A 24,370-nucleotide genomic window follows, 5' to 3' on the forward strand; every position below is an offset into this window, starting at 1 on the left:
AAGGATCATTGGTTTGCTCGGGTTTAGTTTATATAAGATAGGGACGAGCTGTGAAGTGATTTGTGATAAGATCTAAATTAAGTCAACAGCAGCACATACATAATGTAAACGAATGATGAGAGGAGGGAGGGGCTGGCATGAGCAAAATCATACCGTTGTTCAGGGTGTTCGACGAAACGAAGGCAAGGGAATTCTACATGCAGTATCTTGGTTTCACCTTGGACTGGGAGCACCGGTTTGACGATTCGGCGCCGCTTTACATGCAAATATCCAAAGGTTCGTTATTGATCCATTTAACGGAGCATTACGGTGACTGCTCCCCTGGAGCAGCCATTCGCGTGGAGATCGCAGGAATTGAAGCTTTTCACGAACAGCTGTCAAACCAGAACTATCCGTATCAGAGACCCGGAATCGAGATCGCCCCATGGAACAGCAAAGAGGTACGTATAACGGATCCGTTCGGCAATCGAATCACTTTCTACGAGGAGATGGAACCCGAGTGATGAAGCTAAACGAGATACGATGGGAACAAGCAAGGCAGTATATGCTGCAGCGGGCCAGAAACCTTGAACGGGCCTTGTTCCGATATGAATTCGAGAACGGGTCGTTTACGGATGTGCTGATTGAGCTTTCCAGCTACCAGAACGAGGATGGCGGATTCGGTCATGGTCTTGAGCCTGACCTTCGCTGCAAGGAATCATCCGCCCTGGCGACGACCAGAGCGCTGGAGATCCTTCGGTTACATCCGAATCATCCCGAGCGGAACGAACGGGTTTTATCCGCGTTACAGTATCTCGAGCATACGTATGTGCCTGAACGCTCAGGATGGGACATTATCCCCAAAGAAGCGGAGCAGTCACCTAGAGCGATTTGGTGGCAATACGGCGCTTTTAAGGACCATTGGGGCAATCCCAATGCAGACATCATCGCTTATTTTATCGATGAACGGGAGCTGTATCCTCTGGAATCGCTGGATTCCTTGGTTCGTTATGCTCTGGACTACCTGAATCGAACCAGCGATTTAAAAGAAATGCATGAACTGTTTTGTTACTTGCGCTTGCATGAGCGATTGCCAAAGGAACAGGCATCGGAGATCAGGGAGGCTTTGGAGGCTTTCATGGACAACTGCATTAGCCTGGACCCCGGCAGCCGGGAGGGATACGGGGCAACACCGCTGAGCATTATGGACACGCCGAACTCTCCTTACTTTCCAAAATATCGAGCGCTTCTTCCGGCGGAGCTGGATTTGCTTATAGAGAACCAGGGCGAAGATGGGGCCTGGGAGCCGAATTGGAACTGGTACCAATTCGAAGAGGTATGGCCGTCGGCCAAGGAAGAATGGAAGGGCGTTATGACACTGAATGCGCTTCGGACGCTGCGTAATTTTGACCGGATTGAAGGGATATGATGGCAAGATCCTGAGGATGAAACAGATATGGCTCGGTTCGCCGTAAAGCGAACCGAGCCATTGTTGTTTGGAGAAGGGAAGATATGCCCGCAAATCAAGATGAATCCCTGCAAAGGGAAGCAAATGCGTAAAGCCTGCTTAAGCCTTCTTCGATCTCTTCCGTCGAAAGGTTTCCATATCCCAATACGATCCCTGTCGAACCCGGAGGATGCGATGGCGAGATTCTGTAATTAGAAGCAGGCTCGACGCGAAACCCGTATGAGACCGTATCGTTCCATGGGAGGAGAGCGTAAGCTTGAGGACCGAATATCACCTGAAGATGCATCCCCGCATCATCGCCGACAATGGAAATATCCTGCCCGAACAAGTGATGGAGCCGCTCCGTTAATACATTGCGGCGTTTCTTGTACACTTTTTTCATCTTATGGATATGCCGTTCCAGATGGCCGTCCAGAATGAATTGGCTTAGCGCTTGTTGAATGACGGTTGGGGTATGTATATTCAGTTTATCTTTCATCTCGGTTATGGCATCGGTTAGATCAGGCGGGACGATCATGAATCCGATCCGGAGGCTCGGCGTTAAGGTTTTACTGAATGTTCCCACGTAAATGACTCTCGAAGGCGAGAGCGTCTGCAGAGGAGGCACCGGGATTCCTCGAAGCCGGAATTCGCTGTCATAATCATCTTCGATCACGAAGGAGTCGGCTTCCTCCAGCATCCGGATGGCCTGATGTCTGCGCTGGATAGATAGTACGCTGCCGGAAGGAAACTGATGTGACGGCGTTAATAAAACCAGATGACCTGGTGCGAAACTCGTCACGGCGTCGATGCGCATGCCGCTGTGATCCACCTCAACCGGCACAAGCCGATAGTTCATCATCTGAAAAATATCGCGGGTAATATCGATCGTGGGGTCTTCGATATAGATGGAATGAAACCTGGAAGCTAACGATTTGGCAAGGAGGAGCAACCCTTCGGAAGCGCCGGACACGATCACGATTTGATCGGATGAGCATTGGATGCCCTTGGACCGGAATACATAGTCGCAAATGGCAGAGCGCAGCATCTTATCACCTTTGATGTGACCGTAATCATGGTTTGCATTCACGGAGTCCTCAGCAGCTTGTTTCAAGTACTTGGCCCAGATGTGCCTTGGAAACATCTTCTGATCGGGAATGCCGGCGGCAAAATCGATCATGTGCGAATGTTCAGTCGATGTAACTTTATGGATCGGCTGCTCGCCGACAGATGGCTCGTTTCGTGGACGGGGAGAAGGTATTATCCCGCCCGCTACATAGGTGCCTGATCCTACGCGCCCTTCCAAATATCCCTCAGCCGTCAGCTGCTCATATACCTCGATGACTACATTGCGCGCAATGCCCCACTCTTTGGCCAGAACCCGGGTCGGAAGCAGCCGTGCTCCCGCTGCCAGCTGTCCCGATTCGATCAGCCTTCGCAGCTGCTGGCATACCTGATGGGTAACGGATCGTTTCGATTCACGGTCGATATAAATGCCGTACACCGTATCCCTCCTTTAATTGGTTCCTCCAAATCCACCATCATTGGATCTCATCACAAACCATTTTCCTAATTATACTGAAGGCGAACCAATTCGAAAAGGGAGGAACTATCATGGATAGAACGTTAGGCAGATCGCAAATCCCGGTAAGCCCGCTCGGCTTAGGCTGCTGGGCAATGGGCGGGAATTTTACGTTGGACGGCTTGTCCGACGGATGGGGCGAGGTGGACGAACGTGAATCCGTTGCAGGGATTCATGCAGCCCTGGAGAGGGGCGTTAACTTTTTTGATACGGCAGACGTTTATGGTACAGGGCATAGCGAACGGGTGCTTGGCCGCGCATTAAAAGGAAAGCGGCACGAAGCCGTGATAGCCACCAAATTCGGATATACCTATGATGAAACAACGAAGGAAGTTTTTACGCGTTATAATGTTACGCCGGATTATATCCGCTACGCTTGCGAGCGGTCTCTTCAGCGACTCGATACGGATTATATCGATCTCTATCAGATTCATGTAGGCGGATTACGACCGGATGAGGTGGAAACGGTGATTGATGCCTTAAACGGTCTTCGTCAAGAAGGGCTGATCCGTACATATGGCTGGAGTACCTGGGATACGGCCAATGCCGAGTTATTTGCAGAGCGATCCGAAGCGGCAGCCATTCAGCACGTGCTGAATGTTCTCAGTGACGATAAGGAGATGCTTGCCCTTTGCGAACGTCATGGTTTGGCGAGCATCAATAATACGCCTTTGGCCATGGGGCTGATAAGCGGGAAATTTAATCAGGACACCCGATTCAATGATCAAGATGTGCGAGGAAGCGGTCACGACTGGGTCGCCTATTTCAAGGAGGGGAAAGCCGTACCGTCGTTCCTCGCTAAACTTGAAGCGGTGCGGGAGATTTTGACGAGTGAAGACCGTACTTTAGTTCAAGGAGCGTTAGCATGGATTTGGGGAAGAAGCCGCGCGGCGATTCCGATTCCGGGTTTCAAAACGAGAAGGCAAGCGGAAGAACTAATAGGAGCCGTTGCTTTAGGACCTTTAACGGCTGGACAGATGAACGAAATCGAAGGAATACTGGGCTCCATGTAGTCACATTCCAGTTATGTAGCAGGAGAGAAGCCCTTGGCAGATGCCGAGGGCCTTTTCGACGGGAAATTAGCAGCATCCATCAGGAGTGCAGACACTATTATTTTTCGGCGGAGATGCTAAAATCATGACATGGAATGATCTCAAACATAATGGAAGGGAGAGAGGGAACATGGATTTGAGGTATCCGATAGGACAGTTTGACTGGGGAGGCAGCACGTCGCCTGAGCACAGGAAAGTCTGGGTCCGAGAGATTAAGGGAATGCCGGAGAAGCTGAGGGCAGCGGTCCAGGGGTTAAGCCACGAGCAACTGGATACGGCTTATCGCGAGGGCGGCTGGACGATCCGCCAGGTTGTTCACCATCTTGCTGACAGTCATATGAACAGCTATATCCGGTTTAAACTTGCGTTGACGGAAGAGAACCCGACGATTAAACCGTATGACGAGCAGAAGTGGGCTGCCCTGCACGATTCATTGACACAAGACATTGAGGCTTCGCTTGCATTGATCGACGGATTACATGCCAGATGGGTCGCTTTATTGGAGAATATGAAGGATGGAGACTATCTGAGAACGTTCTACCATCCCGAAAACCAGCGAACAACGAGTTTGGAATACGCCGCAGGCATGTATGCATGGCATGGAAATCACCACATTGCCCACATCACGTCAGCCAGAGAACGATTTGGATTTTAGTCGAAATCACATCGAACTCCGTCATACGACGGGGTTCTTTGTGTGCGGCCATGTCGTGATTTCTAACTTGATTGTCGCAATTTTACACTGTGAATCAGGCGGTACGTGTGATAGATTAATGGCATGATGTCTTAATATTAGATACTGAGGTGACTAGAATGATCAGAATCGGAAAAATTAGTTATTGGCATGTGCACGCATGGGATTATACGAAACAAGCGCAGGAGCATCCCGATGCTCAGATCGTAGCGGTATGGGATGAGAATCCGGAGCGGGGAAGAGAAGCCGCCGAGAAGCAAGGCGTGCGTTTTCATGAATCGCTGGATGACATGCTGCAAAGCGACGATATTGATGCCGTGATCGTGGATGCTCCGACATCCATGCACAGAGAAGTCATGTTGAAGGCCGCAGCGGCAGGCAAGCATATTTTCACGGAAAAAGTAATTGCTGCAACCCTACAGGAGGTCAATGATATCATTAAAGCCGTGAAGGAGAATCAGGTCAAATTCACGGTATCGCTACCGCGGCTGAATGACGGTTATACGCTGGCGATCCGTGAGGTATTGGAGCAGGGATTGCTGGGAACCGTGACGCTCGTTCGCGTTCGCTTGTCCCACAATGGCGCAACCGCCGGTTGGCTGCCTGAGCATTTCTACAGCCTGGAGGAGTGCCGCGGGGGTGCCCTGATCGATCTGGGCTGCCATCCGATGTATTTGACGCGCCTGTTCCTTGGCGAGGAAGCCATTGACGTCCAAGCGAATTTCGGATACATAACGGGCAAAGAGGTAGAAGACAACGCCGTTGCCACGCTCTCTACGGCAGCGGGTGCCGTCGGCGTGGTGGAAGCCGGATTCGTTAACAACTTCTCTCCGTTCACGATCGAGATTCATGGCACGGATGGAACCATCCTGTACGGTACGCCGGATAGCAAGCTTCTGATTCGTTCAACGAAAAAAGAAGAGTACAAGGATGCTTGGGTTGAGCTGCCGGTACCGGCGAACCGCGCAAGTGCTTTTGAACAATGGATTTCTCATATTCAAGAAGATACCGTTGCCGAAGAAAATATCGCATATGCGGTTGAATTGACCAAATTGATGGAGGCAGCCAATCGTTCGGCCAAGGAGCATCGTGCTGTAAGATTGGATGAACTTCAAGCATAAGATACAGGGATGATGCACCGGGATGAATAACCATTTTCCATACGAAATGATGAAAGAGCGGCAGGATGCCTTGGAGCGGCTTGATCTTAGGGTCTATTGGGGACGTTACGAGATCCGGGTCCTTCGGTTTCATCTCACCACCTTCCCGCCCGGGAAGATTGTCTCCTTCCATAAGCATGCGGAGTATGAATTTCATTTCATACCCCGCGGCAAGGGGACCGTTATTATGGAGGATGAGCCGTATGCGCTGCGGGAAGGGATGTTCTATTTAACGGGTCCGAACGTGCTTCATTATCAGGAAGCGGATACCGCGGAACCGATGGACGAATTATGCCTGCACGTCGACATCATTCCCCGCGATGAGATTTCCGAGCCTGAGAGCCCGGCACTGCCTGTTTCGGATCCTTGGGAAATGGCGGAAGCCGATGACTGCATGGAGAAGCTGAGAGAATTGCCGATGAAGCCGACGATGGACATCCATCGCGCGATGCCTTATTTTCTTGAGGCTTATCAGGCTTCGCAGGAGAAATATTCGGGTCTGTACACAACGATCAAACAATGCCTTATTCAGATATTGCTGCGCGCTGTGCGCGCATATGAATCCGAGCCATCGGAAGCGGAGCTGCCTTCGCGCGATATGAAGGCTTACCGTTATCAATTGGCGCTGGAGTATATCCATGCGAATTCTTCGGGGGAGGTTGTGCTGGATGACGTCGCAGAGAAGCTGCATATCAGCTCAAGACAGCTGCAGCGGATATTCAAGGAGCAAGCGGAAGGTCAGTCCTTCAGCGAGATCCTGGAGCATGTCCGCCTGGAAGCCGTGTGCAGGAAGCTGATCGATACCAATTGGTCGATTGACAAAATCGCCATTCACGAAGGCTTCTCCAGCGGCAGTTATCTGCATACCGTTTTCCGAAAGAGATACGGATATACGCCAACAACATACCGAGCCATGAATGTGAAATTGTAGGGGGAGTATCAGCCATGGGCAAAACCATTCGAATTGGAATTATTGGAAGCGGCGGCATTGCGGGGGAGCATGCAAAGTACTATAAACAAATTGACGATGTGCAAATTGTTGCCGTAGCTGATATTTTACCCGGCAGAGCCGATCAGTTTATTGAGCGCTGGGGATTGCAGGGAGCCATCGGATTCGATGACCACCGCAGATTGTTGGATCTTGACCTGGACGGCGTAAGCATCTGTACGCCGAACGTCGCTCATTACCGTACGACGATCGATGCGCTGTCGGCGGGCAAACACGTTATGCTTGAAAAACCGATGTCGGTCACTTTGGATGAAGCGATCGAGATGGTTCAAATCTCGAAGAAGACCGGGAATATGCTTAATGTAGGCTTCCAGCCGCGATATGACCCGAACATGGGCATCATTAAGAATTTGATCCAGAACGGCGAGCTTGGAAAAGTGTACTATGTGGAAACCGGGGGCGGCCGCCGACGGGGAATGCCAGGAGGCACGTTTGTACGCCAGGAAATCGCCGGGGCAGGCGCTATGGCGGACATCGGATGCTATTCCCTGGACATGGCGCTGAACGCCCTGGGATATCCCAAGCCATTAACGGTATCCGCTTATACGTCGAATTATTTCGGGACGAATCCCAAATACCATGCGGAAGCCGGAGCGTTTAACGTAGAGGATTTCGGGGTAGCCATCATTCGGTTTGAAGGCGACCTTGTGCTTAACTTTAAAACATCCTGGGCTATGCATATGGATACGCTCGGGGCAACGATGTTCCTTGGGACGGACGCGGGCATGAAGATTACGCCTGCAGGCTCAGGCCCTTGGAGTGGTGTATGGGACGGGAAGGTAGGCTCGATTTCCTTGTTCCACGATATCCAGGGCCATCATACCGAAAGCGCAATACCGCTGATCAGCCATGAGCTGAATGTATTCCAGGAGAAAATCAAGGATTTCGTTAGCGCGGTGCGCGAAGGCAAGCCGGCGCCGATTCCGGGTGAGCAGGTGCTTCGCAATCAAGCGATACTGGACGGTATTCTGCGATCCTCCCAAAGCAAAAAAGAAGTGGAAATCCATATTCCGGATATGGATTAAGATGATGAAAGCCGTGCAACCAGCGCGGCTTTTTAGTTGCAAATTTAATTATTTAATTCGTGAATATAGCATTGCAAATGCTTCCATTTTTTAAATGGATATGATAGTATGAATGCGAACAATTGTTCTTCGACAGAGATGAATTGGAATCCATACATAACATATCCGGTATGAAAGATGGTGCAGACCTGATGACTGATCGATATGCTGAAATCGATGAAGTAATCGCTTATATTCACAAGAATATTTACGAGCCTCTCCCGTTATCAACGCTTGCGGATTACATCGGGTACAGCCCATATCACTTCTCGCGTATATTCAAGGATCGAATCGGGCTGCCTCCGTTATATTATGTTTCATCGCTTCGCCTGGAGAAGGCAAAGGATTTGCTGTTACATACGCATCTAAGCATACGGGATATCGCCATGGAGATCGGCCAGCAGAGTCTGGGGACGTTTACGACACGCTTCACGGAGAGGGTGGGGGTGACCCCTTCGCAATTCCGGAACTCGAAGGAGGAGGCCGACGAGCATCTGTTAGCCCTGCAGAAGCTGAACAGCTGGCGCGAGTCCATGCCGGTAGAAAATCCCGATTTGACGGTTGAAGGCACGATCGAGGCCGCGGCTCCCTTTCAGGGCGTGATTTTGATCGGGCTGTTTGCCAAGCCGATCCCCGAAGGGTTTCCCCTATACGGTACTTTGCTTTCATCCGTCGGCTCCTTTCGTTTTACCGACGTCAGACCCGGCACATATTATTTGATGGCTACTTCGGTCCCATGGGGCATGCAGGCGGTCGATTTCCTGCTTCCTCAGTCCACTACGCTGCGTACCCGTTCAAAGGAGCCCGTTATCGTAAAGCCGTACGCCAGGACGCCGCATCTTCATGTTACGCTCCACGTTCCCCGGCTGGATGATCCGCCGATTCTGATTTCCTTGCCGATTTTAATGAATCATTTCCTTAAGAGGGTTGCTCCCATGCTGAGATGAGTCATGATGGAGAGAAGCGGTCTGGTTCGTAAAATGGATACACTTTTGGCATTAAGGGCTTCCGAACGCAACGGCAGCTCTTCATTGCATTTCGTTGACATTTGGGTTCTGATTCATGATACTTGAATGAGGGCGAACGGCTTCGATTGTAAGTTTGTATGAACGAAAGATTTGAGGTGGCATCTGTGATTGTTGTAAGCTCATGTTTAGCCGGTATGAAAGTTCGCTATAATGCGACTGACAGCATGGATACGAATATTCAGCTGCTTGTTGAAGCGAAGAAAGCCGTAACCGTATGTCCCGAACTGCTGGGTGGATTCACCATCCCTCGAGAACCTGCGGAGATCGTTGGAGGGAACGGGGATGATGTACTGGCGGGAAAAGCCAGAGTGGTGGAGCTATCGGGCAGAGACGTGACCGAGATGTATATCCAAGGTGCACACCAGGCTCTTCGAATGGCACAAGAGCTTGGAGCCTTGCTGATCGTCCTGAAAGAGGGAAGTCCTTCCTGCGGAAGTGCCATGATTTATAACGGAGAATTTGACAATGTGAAACAGGCCGGTTATGGCGTGACTACGGCTCTTCTGCGCCGGGAAGGCTATACGGTTATATCTGAGCACGAGCTAAGCGTTTATGCGGCACAGCCGGAATACGCAACTCTCTTTGCCGAGAGATAATCTTGTTCATCGGTTTTGAGGGTTTTCGTCCTGCTCAATAATTATGATAGAATTATCATATCGACTGCTTATGGCGTAGTGATTCTTTATATTGGAGGGAAATATGGAACTCATAAATCAAACTGAAGTACAGCAAATGATTGATAAATTGAAGGATCAGGATGTATATATCCATCTTGAGATGACGACAGGCGCCTATGCTGCCCATTATGACAGCTCCAAACACCCGGCGGCTAATTTTATAACGAACGCAACCATTCGTTACAGTCATGGTTCCATATCCGGCAACGGACCTTACAGGGTCGGATTGAAGATGGGCCAAGGCTGGGTATATACGGAAGGACTCACCCACTTCGAGCAGACGGACACCGAACGGCTCATCATGGCGGGTCATGACAGTCAGGGGAAACTGGTTGTCGCTTTGCAGCTGAGCCGGGAACCTTTTTAATAGAGAGAGGAGATGAGGATCGATGGAGCAAAACATACTGGTCGTATTGCCGCATCCGGATGACGAGGCTTTTGGTTTGTCCGGAACGCTGGCTAAATATATTATTGAAGGCGCACATGTAACCTACGCGTGTTTAACGCTGGGGGAAATGGGCCGCAATATGGGCATTCCTCCCTTCGCGAATCGCATTACGCTTCCAACGATACGCAAAGCGGAGCTGGAAGAATCCTGCAAAGCCATCGGCATACAGGATCTGAGATTGCTTGGTTTCCATGATAAAACGATTGAGTTCGAGGATCAGGACAAACTGGACGGCGTGATTGCTTCTCTGCTTCAGGAGATCAAGCCATCGCTGGTGTTCACGTTCTACCCTGGTTACAGCGTGCACCCCGATCATGATGCAACAGGCGCGGCCGTCATTCGAACGATTGGTCGGATGCCGTCCGAAGAAAGACCCGTGGTCCAATGTCTGGCTTTCTCCAACAACTGTGAACAGGAATTGGGTAAACCGGATGTCTACCAAGACGTATCCATGTTTATGGTGCAGAAGCTGAACTCCATTCAAGCTCATCGCTCTCAATTCCAAGCAGCCGAGCTGCTTGGCAAGAAACAGATGAAGGCCAAGGAAGTGGAGCAGCGCTTCGGAACGGAGCGTTTCTGGACCTATACCTTTGCATAAAAGATCCATCATCGGTTGGATTCATAAAAAGAGCCGCAGACTCAGCATCTGCGGCTCTTTTTTTTTTCAAGGTTTAGTCTACTGAAATATGTCGGCTTCGGTCAGGAAGGGTTACTCTTCATTTGCTTCTAGGGGGCAGAATGAATCAACAGCCAATGCTAGGGGCTGGTGATGGATAAAGGATACATTGTGCCTTCCATACAGAAGGAGGTTCTCCCGGTCTCTTCCGATACAACGAGGACCAAGGCATCACTGATCTCGGATAGTCCTATGGCTGCACGGTGACGGGTTCCGAGCTTGCGATCCCCGTAGGTTTTGGCGGTTAACGGGAGCACGTTCGCAGCCGAAATAATCATATCTTTGCGCACGAGCACAGCTCCATCGTGGAGCGGACTGCCCGGAACGAATATGGATTCAAGCAGGGGGCTCGTGATTTCCGCCGACAAGGGAATGCCGGGCGTTATTAAGGAATCCAGGCCGTCCTCGCGTTGAATAACAATTAACGCACCCAGATTTTTTTGGCTGAGATGGTATACAGATTTCGCGATTTCTTGATATTTGCTGGTGAAGGGGAAGAGAAAACAATTGAGATAATACGTTGATGAAATCGATTCGGCTTCCATGAACTTGGTTCGTATCGAGTCCAGCTCCCCTAGCAGGCAGGAGCCGTCTCGATCCAAATTGACGATAACCTGCTGCAGGTGGCCCGTGATATCCGAAAGCTGTTCCTTTAATTTGCGTTTCAGCGGCGTAAAATTGCAGTCTTGATTGTGCATCCGATGTCTTCCTCCTTATCATTGGTATCATTACCATTCGGGGATGGCGATATTCCGTAATTCGGCTTGCTTTTATCCAGTAAACGTCGGGAAAACCGATTTATCAGGAAAACTGATAAATGCTATAAGAACATTGTAATTGACCGGTCCCGTAAGCTGTGATAGGTTCAGAGGAGCAATAAAATTAATTGTATCGCAATAGTAGGAATTAATAATGTGCGCTTTTGAGAGGTGGATATTGTTGGAACTTCAAGTAACGAACAGTCCTTTTAATCAGGAACAAGTGGAATTGCTGAATCGCTTACTGCCTACACTGACGGAATCCCAGCGGACGTGGCTGAGCGGCTTTATCGCGGCTTTGCAGGGAACGGCAGCCGCTGCGGCAGTTGCTGCTTCACCGCAAGCGAGCGCGGCGGCAGCCGTATCGGCACCGGTCGTGTCAGCTCCTAAAGAAGTCACCGTCCTATATGGGTCTCAGACGGGCAACGGTCATGGATTATCGAAAAAGTTATCGAAGAAGCTTGAAGAAGTCGGATTGCAGGTCACCATGTCCTCGATGAGCGATTTCAAGCCGAACAACCTGAAGAAATTACAGAATCTCCTCATTATTGTAAGTACGCACGGAGAGGGCGAACCGCCGGATAACGCGATTCCATTCTATGAGTTCCTGCATGGCAAGCGGGCGCCTCAGGTGGAGAATCTTCAATATTCCGTACTGGCGCTGGGGGATACCTCGTATGAATTTTTCTGCCAAACGGGTAAAGATTTCGACAAGCGCCTCGAGGAACTGGGCGGTAAGCGGCTGACGCCAAGAGTAGACTGCGACGTGGATTTTGATGAATCGGCCGCGGAATGGATGAATCAGGTCCTCCTATCGTTGAATGAGGCCGGAGCGGGATCGTCCGCTGTTGAACATGTAAGCGCGGTAGCCCTGACCGACAGTACGGAATCGGAATATTCGAGAAGCAATCCGTTTCAAGCCGAGATCCTCGAAAATTTGAATTTGAACGGAAGAGGGTCTGACCGGGAAACCCGTCATATCGAAATATCGCTTGAAGGATCGAATCTGCAGTATGAGCCTGGCGACAGTTTAGGCATCTATCCGGAAAATCATCCGCAGCTGGTAGATGATCTCATCGCTGAAATGGGATGGAATGCAGACGAAGCGGTCGTTGTGAACAAAAGTGGCGAAGCGCGGACGCTGCGGGATGCCTTGCTCCGTCATTATGAAATCACGGTTCTCACGAAACCTCTGATTGAACAGGCGGCTAAGCTGTCGGGGAGCGAAGGGCTTCGGAAACTGCTGGAGCCTGGACATGAGCAGGAACTTCGTGCCTATATCGAGGAACGGGATTTGCTGGATCTGGTACAGGATTATGGGCTGCAGCAAGTGGCGGCAAGCGATTTTGTATCCATTCTGCGCAAGATTCCGGCTCGTCTGTACTCGATCGCAAGCAGCTCCAAAGCGTTTCCGGATGAAGTCCATGTCACCGTTCGTACGGTCCGCTATGAAGCACACGGCCGCAACCGCTACGGGGTGTGCTCGGTACAATTGGCAGAACGACTGGAAGCTGGCGATTCATTGCCGGTATACATTCAGCATAACCCGAACTTTAAGCTCCCCGAGAATCCGGACACCCCGATTATTATGATTGGACCCGGCACGGGCGTGGCCCCTTTTCGGGCTTTCCTGGGGGAACGGGAAGAGACGGGCGCAGAAGGGAAATCGTGGCTGTTCTACGGCGATCAGCATTTCACGACGGACTTCCTCTACCAGATCGAGTGGCAGCGCTGGTTGAAGGATGGGGTGTTGACTCGCATGGATGTTGCCTTCTCACGGGATACGGACAAGAAAGTGTACGTGCAGCACCGGATGCTGGAGAACAGCAAGGAGCTGTACCAGTGGCTCCAAGAAGGGGCTTGCGTATATGTCTGCGGCGATGAGAAAAAGATGGCTCATGACGTGCACTCCGCACTGGGGTCCATTCTTGAACAAGAAGGCGGGATGAGTCCGGAAGAAGCTGCGGAATATCTGACGCTCATGCAGCAACAGAAACGTTATCAGCGGGATGTGTATTGAGGTCATCCCTGTGGTTTTCGAGAGGAGAAAAGGAACATGTCTGATAATAACCTTGTATCACCGAATAGTGCGCCGCATAGCGATGTCGAAGACATCAAGCGTCGAAGCAATTATCTGCGGGGCAGTCTTGTAGAAACATTGGAGGATCGCATTACGGCATCGATTCCCGAAGACGATAACCGATTGATGAAATTCCACGGCAGCTATATGCAGGACGACCGGGACTTGCGAAACGAACGGCACAAGCAAAAGCTGGAGCCCGCTTATCAGTTCATGCTGCGCGTACGCGCAGCGGGCGGTGTCGTCACGCCGGAGCAATGGCTGATGATGGACCGCGTAGCCCAGAAGTATGCAAACGGCACGATTCGATTGACAACGCGTCAATCCTTCCAGCTCCACGGTGTATTGAAGTGGAATATGAAGAGCACCATTAAAGAAGTCAATGAAGCCATGCTTAGCACGTTGGCCGCTTGCGGTGACGTTAACCGTAATGTCATGTGCAATCCGAACCCCGATCAATCCGAAATTCATTCGGAGGTATACGAATGGGCACGCATGCTCAGCAGTCATCTCGATCCGCGTTCGCGTGCGTATCATGAGATTTGGCTTGACGGCGAGAAGATCGTGGACAGCACGCAGAATGGAGAGGAACAGGAGCCGATCTACGGCCCGGTGTACCTGCCGCGGAAATTCAAGATTGGGATGGCCGTGCCGCCTTCCAACGATGTCGATGTTTATTCCCAGGACCTCGGCTTCATAGCGATCGTGGAGGACGGCAAATTAAAAGGCTTTAACGTCTCGGTAGGCGGCGGCATGGGAATGACGCACGGTGATCCGCTAACCTATCCTCAAGTGGGGAAAGTCATCGGATTCTGCAAACCCGAGCAGATCGTGGACTTGGCCGAGAAAACGGTGACGATTCAGCGTGATTACGGAGACCGCGCAGTGCGCAAGCATGCTCGTTTCAAATATACGATTGATGACCGCGGAATCGATTGGTTCGTTAACGAGCTGACCAGCCGTCTGGGATGGAAGCTGGAGGAGGCAAAGCCGTTCCATTTCGATCATAACGGCGATCGTTACGGCTGGGTAAAAGGCAGCAACGGCAAATGGCATTTCACGCTGTTCATCCAGAACGGGCGCGTGAAAGACGATGCCGATTACCTGCTGATGACGGGTCTTCGCGAAATCGCCCAAATCCATAATGGCGATTTTCGATTGACGGCCAATCAGAATCTGATCATTGCCAATATCAGCAGCCACAAAAAGAAGAAGATTGAAGAACTCATCAAGCGTTACGGGCTGACGGACGGCCATCATTATTCTGCGCTGCGCAGAAATTCCATGGCATGCGTAGCCTTGCCGACTTGTGGATTGGCCATGGCCGAATCCGAGCGATATTTGCCGACGCTATTGGATAAAATCGATCCGATCCTGGAAGAGAACGGACTGAGCGAAGAGGACATCGTCATTCGAATGACAGGATGCCCGAACGGCTGTGCCAGACCGATGCTGGCCGAAATCGCGTTTATCGGTAAGGCACCGGGCAAATACAATATGTACCTGGGCGGCGGATTCTCCGGACACCGGCTGAACAAGCTTTATAAAGAGAACATCGGGGAGGCTGAGATTCTGGACTCCCTTCGCCAGATCATGAAGCAGTACGCAGAAGAACGCGGGATCGGCGAGCGCTTGGGCGATTATGTCATTCGCGCCGGTTACGTGAAGGAAGTATTGGACGGTCAACAATTTCACGCGTAATTCTACTAAGTTATTAACAAACCGGAGCCCTTCTTAAAGAAGAACTCCGGTTTGTTACGTTCATCGCACCTCATTGTCCGTCTCGCCCCATATTTCAAACCAAAGAGCCGCCTCTCGAAATGGGAGGCGGCTCTTTTTCGCTGCTCATTGCTCCAATACGCCGGCCGTGCTCGTTTTCTTTTTAAATAATGGGATCAGCAACGCCGATCCTGTGAGGAGCAAGAGTGCACTGACCGCATAGACGAAGAACAGGGACAGCTGGTCTTTGAGCAATCCTCCCAGCGACATGCCCAGCACCATCATGCCCATAAAGATCGGGGTAAGCGCGCCGCCCACCCGACCAATATATGGCCCCTCCGCATTGTTTAGGATCAGGGTGTTGATTCCAATGTGGATGGCGGGGTAGAAGAATCCGTTAAGCACCAGAAGCAGCAGCGTAAACATGATGTTTGTTGACCAGCCGATACCGAGGTTTCCGATAGCACTAACGGTCAGTCCGAGAGCCAGTAAGGTTTGAGGGGTTATTTTCTTGGCAAATGCCATGACGAATCCCCCTCCGACCAGCATCGCCGCCCCATTGACGGTTAACAGCCATTGCAAGAATGATTTATCCTGCCCGAGGTTCTCAATCGTCACAAAAATTGCGAGCGGCTGGATAAGTCCCGATGCCAAGCCAGCGGCGGCGAAGGTCGCACCTAGTGTTCGGAGCGTTTGATTACTCCATACATAACGAAGGCCTTCGATAAGTTCTTGCTGGAGATTCTGGTGCTTGGGTTGTGTCTCTTCCAGCATATCGCGAGGCAATAAAGTCAGAATCAAGCCAGAACCCAGAAATAGGGCGCCTGTGGCGATCAGCGATATTTCAATGCCGTACTTCTGGTATACAAATGCGCCTGCGATCGGGCCGATGACCGTAAAGAAGGCGACCATGGATTGAAACATGGCCATTACGGATTGCAGCTGTTCAGCGGGCACATGCTGTTTGAACAGCTTCATCGCCGAGGGCTGGGAAAATTGCGACACGGTGGCAGAGAAGAACGTGAGTACCAGCAATGCCTGCCACGACCCGTTATGAACGGCGATCAGCACGAGAAATGCCGATAACGCGGACAAAACATCCGAACGGACCATGGTACGTTTAGGACGCCAGCGGTCGGCGAAAGTACCGCCGATGAAGGCAAACAAGAAAATAGGGGCAAATTCGGCTACGGATATGAGAGATACATACACAGGATTATTGCCTGTCATGTCCGTAACGTATAACAGAATGGCGAAGTTGCGGACCCAAATGCCGAGGTTCAAGAGTACGCGTGAGAACACAACGGTTCGGACATACGGGTTGTTAAGCATCATGAATGATTCTCCTTTCGTGACCTGCATTGTGCAGGCCGGACATCGTAAAAAATAAGCGAATGCGCATTTCGTTGATTAATACATAGACATAATAATATTATGTCTATAAATAATCAACATATATTTTGTGTTGTCTATAAATCGCTCGCCAAAAAGGCACTTCCCGCATTGGATCATGCGCTTGAAGTACCTTCGAACCTGATGATTATTACGGGTATGTGTCTATTTTCCGGATCTACGCTCTTAACCTTGTTCAAGGGACTTAATAGAGATATAATGGACAGGGGTATTTATTGAATACCGGCTTCAGATTCAATGATGAAAGAGAGTCGAAACGTATGGGCCGTAAATGGAATAATATTAAGGAAAAGAAAGCATCCAAGGATGCTAATACAATTCGCGTATACGCGAAATTCGGTGTGGAAATTTATGTTGCCGCCAAAAAAGGCGAGCCGGATCCTGAATCCAACCGTGCGCTGAAGGTTGTACTAGAGCGTGCCAAAACATACAATGTGCCGAAAGCGATCATTGACCGCGCCCTGGATAAAGCCAAGGGCAGCGGGGACGAGAACTATGAAGAGCTTCGTTATGAAGGCTTCGGTCCGAACGGATCGATGATCATCGTCGATGCATTGACGAACAACGTCAATCGGACGGCGCCTGCCGTGCGCTCTGCCTTTAACAAGAACGGGGGCAATATGGGCGTCAGCGGTTCGGTGTCCTATATGTTTGATCCAACGGCCGTCATCGGAGTGGAAGGAAAGACGGCAGAGGAAGTCATGGATCTGCTGCTGGAAGCCGACCTGGATGTCCGCGACATCTTGGAAGAGGAAGAAGCTGTGATCGTTTACGCTGAACCGGATCAGTTCCATGCGGTTCAGGAAGCATTCAAAGCTGCTGGCATAACGGACTTTACCGTTGCCGAGCTGACGATGCTGGCACAGAATTTTGTGTCCCTGCCGGAAGAAGGACAGGCGCAGTTCGAGAAGCTGATCGATGCACTGGAAGACCTTGAGGATGTTCAGCAAGTCTATCACAACGTGGAGTTTGAGGAATAGTTGATACGGATCGATATCCTATTAAAAAACCATCGTATTCAGGAGTCCTGCGTACGATGGTTTTTTGCTGAATAGCTATTATTTTGGATTAACCCTTATTGGCCGGATTGAACAATGATGACTTCGGCCGAGGTGATGGCTGGAATGGACTTGGTCATGATAGGCGAGTGGTAGGCTACGACCTTCGCACCCGGCTTCAGTTCCGATTCCGTGCTGAGCCCCGCAATCACTTGCGTGTCTTCGGTAACGTTAAGAATGACGTCATTCTCCGTTGATTGGTCGGAGCCTACATTGATATACAGCTGGTCTTTGGTCGTGCGGTCGGATGCTGCAACGGTGCCTTCGATTTTGGGAGCGGTCGTTTCCGAAACCACGATCTTATCAGCGTGAGTCCGGGCAGGATAAATCAGGGTCATCACTTGGCTGTAATAGGCCTCGATGCGGAGATCTGCTTTCAAAGCTTCAGCCGTCAGCGGTTTACCCTTCGCATCGACGATCTCCGTATTCTCGTCTACGGTAAGGATGACGTAATTGACGCCGCCCGACTCCAGTGCCTGACCCATGACGGTGATTTTGTTATCTGCCTTGTCCGTAATGATTCCGTTCGTGCCGGCAGGTTCTTCTTGTACAGGCTCTTCTGCTTGGGCTTGAACCCGAATGTAGTTGGTTGACGATTGAGGCGGCATGCTTAATGCCACATAAGGTCCGTAGAAAGCGCGAATGCTCATGCCGGCTTCCAGGCCACCCGCATTGAGCGTGCTGCCGTCTGCATTGATGATTGTCGCTTTTGGATCCAGATGAAGCAGGATAGTCTCTTCACTGTCGTTGTACAGATTGGTACCCTCCACCAGAATGCCTTGCTTGGTTACCTCAGCGATGGTTCCATCAATACCCGCAAAGTCTTTATCCTGAACGATGATCGTAAGCGCTGAGCCTTGAGCAGGCAGACTCTTGGTGATGTTCGGGCCATAGAAGGCTTTAATTGCTTTGTTCTTGTCCACAATCGTTTGGAGTTGGACTTTGTTTCCTTTGGCATCGATGATTTTAGTGTCCTTGGAAATGGAGAGCTTGATTTCTTGTTGATCGGTGGCACCGAGACCGCGGCCGGTGACCGTAATCCATTTGCCCGTTTTATCGTTTACGTATTCCGTTATATAACCCATGGTTCCAGGAACGCTTTTCTTTGCCTGATTCACGATGCTGCCTTGCCCCGTATGGACTGAAGCAGGAGGGGCGTCCTGTGCATTAGCGGCTGCCGGCAGTGCTGCCATCGCCAGAATTGTAGCGGTTGTTAATACTTTGTAGATTTTGTTCATGATAGGTATCCTCCAAGTGTAGATTATCCTAAAGGCTAGGATACAGCCAAGCCATGCGCGAATTGGTAAAATGTACTTGCTGCACCTCTATAGACGGGAGATCTGTAGAAATGTTGCAGCACGGGCGGAAAAACATGCTGAACGATTCCGTTATTTAACTAGAAGACGGGGGCAGCCATGGAACATATGAACTTGGAGCACGTGACAGATTTGTGCAAGCTGACGAACGAAAGTTTAGGCATGCCTATGGTTATTGTAATCCGCATGATAGAATGAAATACTCGCTGACACCAGTCGGGATGTCGTTAACCGATCAAACCTTATCGGAAGCCTTCTTTATCACAGTGAATCGTTCAAGAATCGAGGGATGGATCCATGAATCTTCATGCACTCCGCATATTTAATGATGTTTCCAAAACGGGAAGCATTACGAAATCGGCCGGCAATCTAATGTTAAGCCAACCGGCCGTTACCGCCCAAATCCGCAATCTGGAGCGGGAACTCGGCTTGAAATTGATTGAGGCGAATGGGCGCAATATTCAATTGACAGAAGCCGGTGAAGCGTTGGCCGCGCACTCCCAGCGGTTATTTGCGATGGAAGCCGAGATGGAAGACATGATGCAAGCCATTAAATCTGGCCGGGAGGGAAGTTTGCGGATATGTGCGACGGAGCTGCCGGAGACCGCCTTGCTTCCCGGATGGCTGGTTGGATATAAACAACAGAATCCACGCATGGATGTGGAGCTGCTGAAAGGGAATTCCAACACAGCGCTGCAGCGATTACGGGATCATTCGGTACATATCTCGATCGTTTGCGGCAGTTGGTCCATAGAAGACGAGGTCATTGAGTCCTTTACGATTATGGAGGACGAATTGATTTTTGCCGTACCCGCAATTCATCGCCTAGCCGGCAGAGAAGTTACTCGATTCGAGCTTATGGAGGAGCCTTTTGTGCTGAGGGAGGAAGGGAGTTACACACGAAAACAGTTAATGTCTCTGATTGAGGCCTCAGGCATCCGGGGACCTCGTTCCTCCATCACGATAGAGGGGTTGAACGAAACCATTGAGGCGGTTAAAGCGGGTTACGGGGCTGCCCTGGTCCCGGCTCTATCCATCAAGACAGAGCTGGCTTCCGGCGAACTTAGCAAGGTAAAGGTAACAGGCGTAACGATCCCGCATCCCATACGGGTGTGTACCAAAAAGCTAGAAGCGATACCCGCACACATCCGTTCTTTTATTTCCTATATCCAGGCGGATATCCGCGAAAGACACTACGATATCCATGGATGATGAACGGCTCGCGCCTGATTCATCCATTTTTTTTATGAAACGAAGCGTAATCGGTATTATTCCTTTTTTATTATTTAGGGTACACTCGGTTAAGCGGATGCTAGATCAGATGAGAAGGAGCGAGGTACATGCGACCATACCTTTTTGAACATTTGGAATTTGTACGTGCACAAACCTTGAATCTTGTAAGGGATATCCCGGATGATATGGCGGAATGGATTCCGAGCGGAATGAACAACCACGTGAAGTGGAATGCAGGACATATCTATTTGACGCTGGAACGGTTTACGTTCGGCGTGAATGGCGAGACCATGCACCTCCCCGAGCATTATACCGAGCTGTTCCAGACGGGCTCCAAACCAAGGGAGATCAACGCTTCATGGCCTTCCATGAGCGAACTTATCGAACGGCTTGAAGGTCAAGTCCAGTGGATCGAACAGAGGTACACAACACATCTGCAAGATACCGTCTTGTCTCCCTACACGACATCCAAAGGTTTAAAGTTATCCAAGATAGAAGAATTCTTAAGCTTCTGCTTATATCATGAAGGCATGCATTTTGATAAAATCAAATCGATATTAAGTCAAAATATCCAGTGATTTTACAATTTATGAAGGGGTTTCATACATAAAGTCGAAATAAGTAAAAACAGCCTGCAGCATGAAAGAAGGTGAACCGGCGTTATCAGGAAAGACAAAGAAATGGATAAACGGCGAATCGCATTTGTCCCTGTATTGAAGTGTGAGCAGAGAGGACACGGAAATACAACTTGAAGAGGAGTCGGGCAAATGCATATCGTTACCGAAAGATTAGTGATTCGCGAATTTGAACCAGGAGATTGGCAGGATGTTCTTCAATATACATCCGATCCCTTGGTGATGTTTTACATGCCGGAGCCGGTCCATACGGAAGAGACGGTGAAGGAATTTCTGGAGCAGAACAAAGGCGGGCAGGCGCATCATTATGCCGTCATGCTGCAAAAGGAACAACGCGTGATCGGACACATGGTGTTTCATCCCTGCTTTGGCGAACATACTTACGAGATCGGCTGGGTCTTTCATTCAGCCTACCACGGTATGGGGTATGCTACGGAAGCCGCCGGAGCCTTGCTTCAGTATGGCTTTGAAGCATTGGGAATACACCGGATCATCGCGACATGCCAGCCAGAGAACACGCCTTCGTATAAGGTGATGGAGAAGCTTGGCATGAGGAGAGAAGGCTGCTTTAGGCAGTGTATCCCTCGAGGCGAAGTTTGGTGGGATGAGTATTACTATGCTATCCTAGAGTCTGAATGGCGTACAATTTCATAGACCTGTTGTTATAATATGCTGTGCCCAATGTATCTCTTTATAACAATGAGATGCATTGGGCATTTGGTTTTAAATCTGTGAATAAGGGAAGTTGATAAGCAATGACTGAACAGGATGCACTTAATCGAAAGTTACTGACGGAGGGCGATTATGTAACGGATGAACCGATCGACCTGACCAATTGCGAAAAAGAACCTATTCACATTCCAGGATACATTCAGCCCCATGGCGTACTGCTTGCCATTAATCCTATCGACGATTTCAGGATCGCGCAGTGCAGCCGAAATACGGAGCAGCTGCTCGGGATCAGCGCCGAATCCCTTTTGGGACAGAGTCTTGAGGAGCTTATCGGAAAAACGCAATTTGAGCTTATGATTCGCCGAGACCTTCAAGCAATAGCGACACCGGACTTACAATATATCAATCTTACGATTTCGGTTGCCGATGAGCCGATTGAGTTTATCGGAATTCTTCACGAAAGCGAAGGGCTGATTCTGCTGGAACTGGAGCCGGTTTCGGAAGATACCGTGCCCTTTACGGATGATTTTGAATGGATCCAGACTTTTTTCAGTCGGATAAAACGAACCGAGAATCGGGTTGAAGCAAGTCAAGTGGCTTGCGAGCTCGTGAAGGACATTCTGGGTTATGACCGTGTGATGCTGTATGAATTCGATGATCACTGGAACGGAAAAGTGATTGCCGAAGCCAAAGAGCAAGGGCTGGAATCCTTCCTGGGCCATCATTATCCGGCATCGGATATTCCTCGGCAAGCCCGTGAACTGTATTTGAGAAATTGGCTGCGTACGATTGTTGACGTGGGTTATGCGCCGGTCGAGCTCATCCCCACCGTGCAGCCTTTGACCGGAAAGCCGCTGAACCTCAGTTTATCCGTTCTTCGCAGCGTGTCGCCGCTTCATATTGAGTACCTTCATAATATGGGGGTCGGCGCGACAACCACGATCTCCCTTATCCATGACAACCAGTTATGGGGATTAATCACCTGCCATCACTACAGCCGAAAATACGTATCTCACCGCACCCGAAACTTGTGCAATTTTCTGGGATCCTTTTTCTCCAACGAACTGTATCAACGCCAGCAGCTCGATGATTACCAAACCGAGCTCAGGCTTCGAATTTTATCCGCCCGTTTTACCGAAATTTTCATCGGCAACACTGATGTCTATCAGGTGCTTGAGCAGCTTGAGACCGAAGAGCAGGGCCTGCTGGATTTAATGAGCGCTACCGGTGCCGCCGTCTATTACCAGGACAATTTGATGTTGTATGGCACGACGCCCACTTCGAAGCAAGTCATGGAGCTGGCCGGCTGGTTATCCGCCCAAGCAGAGGATTATACGTACCACAGCTCGAAACTCAGCGCAGAGTATGAGCCTGCCAAAGCATTCAAGGGTGCGGCCTCCGGCGTATTGTATCTCGCCCTGTCGCCAGGTCAACAAAACTATGTCATGTGGTTCAGGCCGGAGGTTGTTGAAATCGTGGATTGGGCTGGCGATCCGGCCAAAGCCGTTATACAAGAAGAGGATAAAATGCGTTTATCCCCTCGAAAATCGTTCGAAAAATGGAGGCAGGTGGTGGAGGGCACTTCATACTCATGGAAGGCTCAGGAATTAAGCGTTCTCCCCCAATTGAAATCGATTGTCCGCAAGCAAACCGATTTTCAATTAAGACAAGCCAAAGAACAGGCCATTCAAAATGCACGCATATTCAGGGAGAACGAGGAGCGGTATTTGCAGCTTATGGGCCACTCCCCCGTAGCCTTCTTGTCACTGACAACGGCGGGAACCATCGTGTATTGCAATTCGCGGGCCGAGACGCTGTTTGGCGCAACGAGGCCGGAGGAACTGCTCCAGCTTGAAATATACACCTTGGCTAGCGATGGTTCCCGCATGGGTCTAAGAGAGCAAATCAAACGGATGGATCAGAATCAGGCCCAGCTCGTTTCCGGCAGCGGCTGGTTTGATACGCTGGATGGAAAGAGGATGGAGCTTGAATATATGCTGGCAGCCATTCATCAGGGACGCAAATCGTCCATTATGGTCATTTTGAGAGAAGGTACCCCGGATGGAGGCCCCGATCGCGTATACTCCGATGTATTGAACCAGCTTCAGAGCTACGTGACAACAGATCCATTGACCGAACTGCCCAATCCGGCTACTTTCGAAAAAGAATTGGCGACGGATTGGGAGGAAAGCGTTCAGAACCAGGTTTCTCTGGCCTTGCTGATGGTCGATATCGATGATTTCCGGGTGTATAACACGCTTCATGGTCTATATGGCGGCGATTTATGTTTGCAATGGATTGCCGACGCACTGAAAATCATAGGCGAATACTATGGAGCGGCCATTTCGCGTTACGGCGGCGGAACCTTTATATTGAAGATCAAAGATACCGATCCCGACCGAACCTATGAAGTGGCTGAGAAGATACGTCAAGGCGTCCTGGCGCTCAGCATCCCCAAGGACCGAACGGAGGAAGACGGATTTATGACGGTAAGCGTAGGAGCGGCTTGCCTAACGCCCACCTCCATGCTGAGTCTTTCCCATTTGACTGACGAAACGGAAAAAGCCATGCATATTGCCAAGAGCAAGGGGAAGAACAGAGTCACGCTATATGGATATGAAACGGATTGATGTCCGTTGGAACCAAGAGGAAGTTGGATAATCAAAAGCC

Annotated in this window: 22 protein-coding genes; 18 read left to right on the top strand and 4 right to left on the bottom strand. The window is 50.2% G+C overall.

Translation table 11 applies throughout. From position 1 onward, the window contains the following. Nucleotides 1–137 precede the first annotated feature (137 nt). Both RB298_RS11790 and RB298_RS11795 read left to right on the top strand, forming a co-directional pair. Nucleotides 138–503 carry a glyoxalase superfamily protein gene (locus tag RB298_RS11790; RefSeq protein WP_486047136.1) on the top strand — a complete coding sequence of 122 codons (366 nt, stop codon included), beginning with the start codon at nucleotides 138–140 and terminating at the stop codon, nucleotides 501–503. After that, the gene (locus tag RB298_RS11795; protein WP_486047250.1) at nucleotides 503–1,408 is read left to right on the top strand and encodes a hypothetical protein; all 906 of its coding nucleotides are present in this window, start codon (nucleotides 503–505) and stop codon (nucleotides 1,406–1,408) included. Before RB298_RS11790 ends, RB298_RS11795 begins: the two co-directional genes overlap by 1 nt. A gap of 94 nt (nucleotides 1,409–1,502) precedes the next feature. On the opposite strand, the gene pdxR is transcribed toward RB298_RS11795, so the two are convergent. Then, nucleotides 1,503–2,930: a MocR-like pyridoxine biosynthesis transcription factor PdxR gene (gene pdxR, locus RB298_RS11800; protein WP_486047137.1), complete on the bottom strand. Its 1,428-nt coding sequence runs from the start codon at nucleotides 2,928–2,930 to the stop codon at nucleotides 1,503–1,505. 110 nt (nucleotides 2,931–3,040) lie between these two features. On the opposite strand from pdxR, the gene RB298_RS11805 reads away from it, so the two are divergent. The 9 genes from RB298_RS11805 (at nucleotide 3,041) to bshB2 (ending at nucleotide 10,738) form a co-directional block, all read left to right on the top strand. Further along, nucleotides 3,041–4,021 carry an aldo/keto reductase gene (locus RB298_RS11805; RefSeq protein ID WP_486047138.1) on the top strand — a complete coding sequence of 327 codons (981 nt, stop codon included), beginning with the start codon at nucleotides 3,041–3,043 and terminating at the stop codon, nucleotides 4,019–4,021. A 169-nt stretch (nucleotides 4,022–4,190) separates the two neighbouring features. Continuing rightward, on the top strand, nucleotides 4,191–4,715 hold the full coding sequence (locus RB298_RS11810; protein ID WP_096774217.1) for a YfiT family bacillithiol transferase: 525 nt from the start codon (nucleotides 4,191–4,193) through the stop codon (nucleotides 4,713–4,715). 158 nt (nucleotides 4,716–4,873) lie between these two features. After that, nucleotides 4,874–5,875 carry a Gfo/Idh/MocA family protein gene (locus tag RB298_RS11815; RefSeq protein WP_096774216.1) on the top strand — a complete coding sequence of 334 codons (1,002 nt, stop codon included), beginning with the start codon at nucleotides 4,874–4,876 and terminating at the stop codon, nucleotides 5,873–5,875. Between the two features lie 22 nt (nucleotides 5,876–5,897). Next, entirely contained in the window at nucleotides 5,898–6,845 is a 948-nt protein-coding gene (locus RB298_RS11820; protein ID WP_015735934.1) for an AraC family transcriptional regulator, read from the top strand. 14 nt (nucleotides 6,846–6,859) lie between these two features. Further along, a complete protein-coding gene (locus RB298_RS11825; protein WP_009595639.1) occupies nucleotides 6,860–7,948 on the top strand; it encodes a Gfo/Idh/MocA family protein in 1,089 nt (362 codons plus the stop codon). A 191-nt stretch (nucleotides 7,949–8,139) separates the two neighbouring features. Then, nucleotides 8,140–8,934 carry a helix-turn-helix transcriptional regulator gene (locus tag RB298_RS11830; RefSeq protein ID WP_486047139.1) on the top strand — a complete coding sequence of 265 codons (795 nt, stop codon included), beginning with the start codon at nucleotides 8,140–8,142 and terminating at the stop codon, nucleotides 8,932–8,934. 185 nt (nucleotides 8,935–9,119) lie between these two features. Further along, the gene (locus tag RB298_RS11835; protein WP_277746210.1) at nucleotides 9,120–9,611 is read left to right on the top strand and encodes a 2-thiouracil desulfurase family protein; all 492 of its coding nucleotides are present in this window, start codon (nucleotides 9,120–9,122) and stop codon (nucleotides 9,609–9,611) included. Nucleotides 9,612–9,714: 103 nt separating this feature from the next. After that, complete coding sequence (locus tag RB298_RS11840; RefSeq protein WP_119847813.1) at nucleotides 9,715–10,059, top strand: YojF family protein; 345 nt, start codon at nucleotides 9,715–9,717, stop codon at nucleotides 10,057–10,059. A gap of 22 nt (nucleotides 10,060–10,081) precedes the next feature. Then, nucleotides 10,082–10,738, top strand: a complete 657-nt coding sequence (gene bshB2, locus RB298_RS11845; protein ID WP_096774214.1) for a bacillithiol biosynthesis deacetylase BshB2 — start codon at nucleotides 10,082–10,084, stop codon at nucleotides 10,736–10,738. A gap of 158 nt (nucleotides 10,739–10,896) precedes the next feature. Here bshB2 and cdaS read toward each other — a convergent pair whose 3' ends face one another. After that, nucleotides 10,897–11,514 (bottom strand): sporulation-specific diadenylate cyclase CdaS, encoded by a 618-nt coding sequence (gene cdaS, locus RB298_RS11850; RefSeq protein ID WP_486047140.1) that lies wholly within the window; start codon nucleotides 11,512–11,514, stop codon nucleotides 10,897–10,899. A 241-nt stretch (nucleotides 11,515–11,755) separates the two neighbouring features. Here cdaS and RB298_RS11855 point away from each other — a divergent pair, with 241 nt between their 5' ends. Together RB298_RS11855 and cysI are read left to right on the top strand one after the other, a co-directional pair. Continuing rightward, complete coding sequence (locus RB298_RS11855; protein ID WP_486047141.1) at nucleotides 11,756–13,594, top strand: assimilatory sulfite reductase (NADPH) flavoprotein subunit; 1,839 nt, start codon at nucleotides 11,756–11,758, stop codon at nucleotides 13,592–13,594. Between the two features lie 36 nt (nucleotides 13,595–13,630). Further along, on the top strand, nucleotides 13,631–15,355 hold the full coding sequence (gene cysI, locus RB298_RS11860) for an assimilatory sulfite reductase (NADPH) hemoprotein subunit (RefSeq protein ID WP_486047142.1): 1,725 nt from the start codon (nucleotides 13,631–13,633) through the stop codon (nucleotides 15,353–15,355). A 144-nt stretch (nucleotides 15,356–15,499) separates the two neighbouring features. Here the strand turns inward: cysI and RB298_RS11865 are convergent, their stop codons facing one another. Beyond that, nucleotides 15,500–16,705 carry an MFS transporter gene (locus RB298_RS11865; RefSeq protein WP_486047251.1) on the bottom strand — a complete coding sequence of 402 codons (1,206 nt, stop codon included), beginning with the start codon at nucleotides 16,703–16,705 and terminating at the stop codon, nucleotides 15,500–15,502. A 341-nt stretch (nucleotides 16,706–17,046) separates the two neighbouring features. Between RB298_RS11865 and RB298_RS11870 the strand changes: the two genes are divergently transcribed. Next, entirely contained in the window at nucleotides 17,047–17,766 is a 720-nt protein-coding gene (locus tag RB298_RS11870) for a YebC/PmpR family DNA-binding transcriptional regulator (protein ID WP_486047143.1), read from the top strand. A gap of 95 nt (nucleotides 17,767–17,861) precedes the next feature. Here the strand turns inward: RB298_RS11870 and RB298_RS11875 are convergent, their stop codons facing one another. Continuing rightward, on the bottom strand, nucleotides 17,862–19,082 hold the full coding sequence (locus RB298_RS11875; protein WP_036660928.1) for a hypothetical protein: 1,221 nt from the start codon (nucleotides 19,080–19,082) through the stop codon (nucleotides 17,862–17,864). Nucleotides 19,083–19,457: 375 nt separating this feature from the next. On the opposite strand from RB298_RS11875, the gene RB298_RS11880 reads away from it, so the two are divergent. The 4 genes from RB298_RS11880 to RB298_RS11895 all read left to right on the top strand — a co-directional run bounded on the left by RB298_RS11880 (nucleotide 19,458) and on the right by RB298_RS11895 (nucleotide 24,330). Further along, nucleotides 19,458–20,372 carry a LysR family transcriptional regulator gene (locus RB298_RS11880; protein WP_192571503.1) on the top strand — a complete coding sequence of 305 codons (915 nt, stop codon included), beginning with the start codon at nucleotides 19,458–19,460 and terminating at the stop codon, nucleotides 20,370–20,372. 128 nt (nucleotides 20,373–20,500) lie between these two features. Then, nucleotides 20,501–20,971: a DinB family protein gene (locus RB298_RS11885; RefSeq protein ID WP_192571504.1), complete on the top strand. Its 471-nt coding sequence runs from the start codon at nucleotides 20,501–20,503 to the stop codon at nucleotides 20,969–20,971. Between the two features lie 189 nt (nucleotides 20,972–21,160). Next, nucleotides 21,161–21,682: a GNAT family N-acetyltransferase gene (locus tag RB298_RS11890; protein ID WP_096774205.1), complete on the top strand. Its 522-nt coding sequence runs from the start codon at nucleotides 21,161–21,163 to the stop codon at nucleotides 21,680–21,682. A 101-nt stretch (nucleotides 21,683–21,783) separates the two neighbouring features. Next, nucleotides 21,784–24,330, top strand: a complete 2,547-nt coding sequence (locus RB298_RS11895; RefSeq protein WP_486047144.1) for a diguanylate cyclase domain-containing protein — start codon at nucleotides 21,784–21,786, stop codon at nucleotides 24,328–24,330. Nucleotides 24,331–24,370: the final 40 nt, after the last annotated feature.

The sequence above is a fragment of the Priestia sp. BR_2 genome (assembly GCF_041954005.1).
In the GTDB taxonomy this organism is placed as follows: domain Bacteria; phylum Bacillota; class Bacilli; order Paenibacillales; family Paenibacillaceae; genus Paenibacillus_AQ; species Paenibacillus_AQ lautus_A.

Excerpts from the sequence above, each read along its gene's own strand:
- RB298_RS11790 (WP_486047136.1), top strand. The coding sequence starts at position 138 with ATGAGCAAAATCATACCGTTGTTCAGGGTGTTCGACGAAACGAAGGCA.
- RB298_RS11795 (WP_486047250.1), top strand. The coding sequence starts at position 503 with ATGAAGCTAAACGAGATACGATGGGAACAAGCAAGGCAGTATATGCTG.
- RB298_RS11805 (WP_486047138.1), top strand. The coding sequence starts at position 3,041 with ATGGATAGAACGTTAGGCAGATCGCAAATCCCGGTAAGCCCGCTCGGC.
- RB298_RS11810 (WP_096774217.1), top strand. The coding sequence starts at position 4,191 with ATGGATTTGAGGTATCCGATAGGACAGTTTGACTGGGGAGGCAGCACG.
- RB298_RS11815 (WP_096774216.1), top strand. The coding sequence starts at position 4,874 with ATGATCAGAATCGGAAAAATTAGTTATTGGCATGTGCACGCATGGGAT.
- RB298_RS11820 (WP_015735934.1), top strand. The coding sequence starts at position 5,898 with ATGAATAACCATTTTCCATACGAAATGATGAAAGAGCGGCAGGATGCC.
- RB298_RS11825 (WP_009595639.1), top strand. The coding sequence starts at position 6,860 with ATGGGCAAAACCATTCGAATTGGAATTATTGGAAGCGGCGGCATTGCG.
- RB298_RS11830 (WP_486047139.1), top strand. The coding sequence starts at position 8,140 with ATGACTGATCGATATGCTGAAATCGATGAAGTAATCGCTTATATTCAC.
- RB298_RS11840 (WP_119847813.1), top strand. The coding sequence starts at position 9,715 with ATGGAACTCATAAATCAAACTGAAGTACAGCAAATGATTGATAAATTG.
- bshB2 (WP_096774214.1), top strand. The coding sequence starts at position 10,082 with ATGGAGCAAAACATACTGGTCGTATTGCCGCATCCGGATGACGAGGCT.
- cdaS (WP_486047140.1), bottom strand. The coding sequence starts at position 11,514 with ATGCACAATCAAGACTGCAATTTTACGCCGCTGAAACGCAAATTAAAG.
- cysI (WP_486047142.1), top strand. The coding sequence starts at position 13,631 with ATGTCTGATAATAACCTTGTATCACCGAATAGTGCGCCGCATAGCGAT.
- RB298_RS11865 (WP_486047251.1), bottom strand. The coding sequence starts at position 16,705 with ATGCTTAACAACCCGTATGTCCGAACCGTTGTGTTCTCACGCGTACTC.
- RB298_RS11870 (WP_486047143.1), top strand. The coding sequence starts at position 17,047 with ATGGGCCGTAAATGGAATAATATTAAGGAAAAGAAAGCATCCAAGGAT.
- RB298_RS11875 (WP_036660928.1), bottom strand. The coding sequence starts at position 19,082 with ATGAACAAAATCTACAAAGTATTAACAACCGCTACAATTCTGGCGATG.
- RB298_RS11880 (WP_192571503.1), top strand. The coding sequence starts at position 19,458 with ATGAATCTTCATGCACTCCGCATATTTAATGATGTTTCCAAAACGGGA.
- RB298_RS11885 (WP_192571504.1), top strand. The coding sequence starts at position 20,501 with ATGCGACCATACCTTTTTGAACATTTGGAATTTGTACGTGCACAAACC.
- RB298_RS11890 (WP_096774205.1), top strand. The coding sequence starts at position 21,161 with ATGCATATCGTTACCGAAAGATTAGTGATTCGCGAATTTGAACCAGGA.
- RB298_RS11895 (WP_486047144.1), top strand. The coding sequence starts at position 21,784 with ATGACTGAACAGGATGCACTTAATCGAAAGTTACTGACGGAGGGCGAT.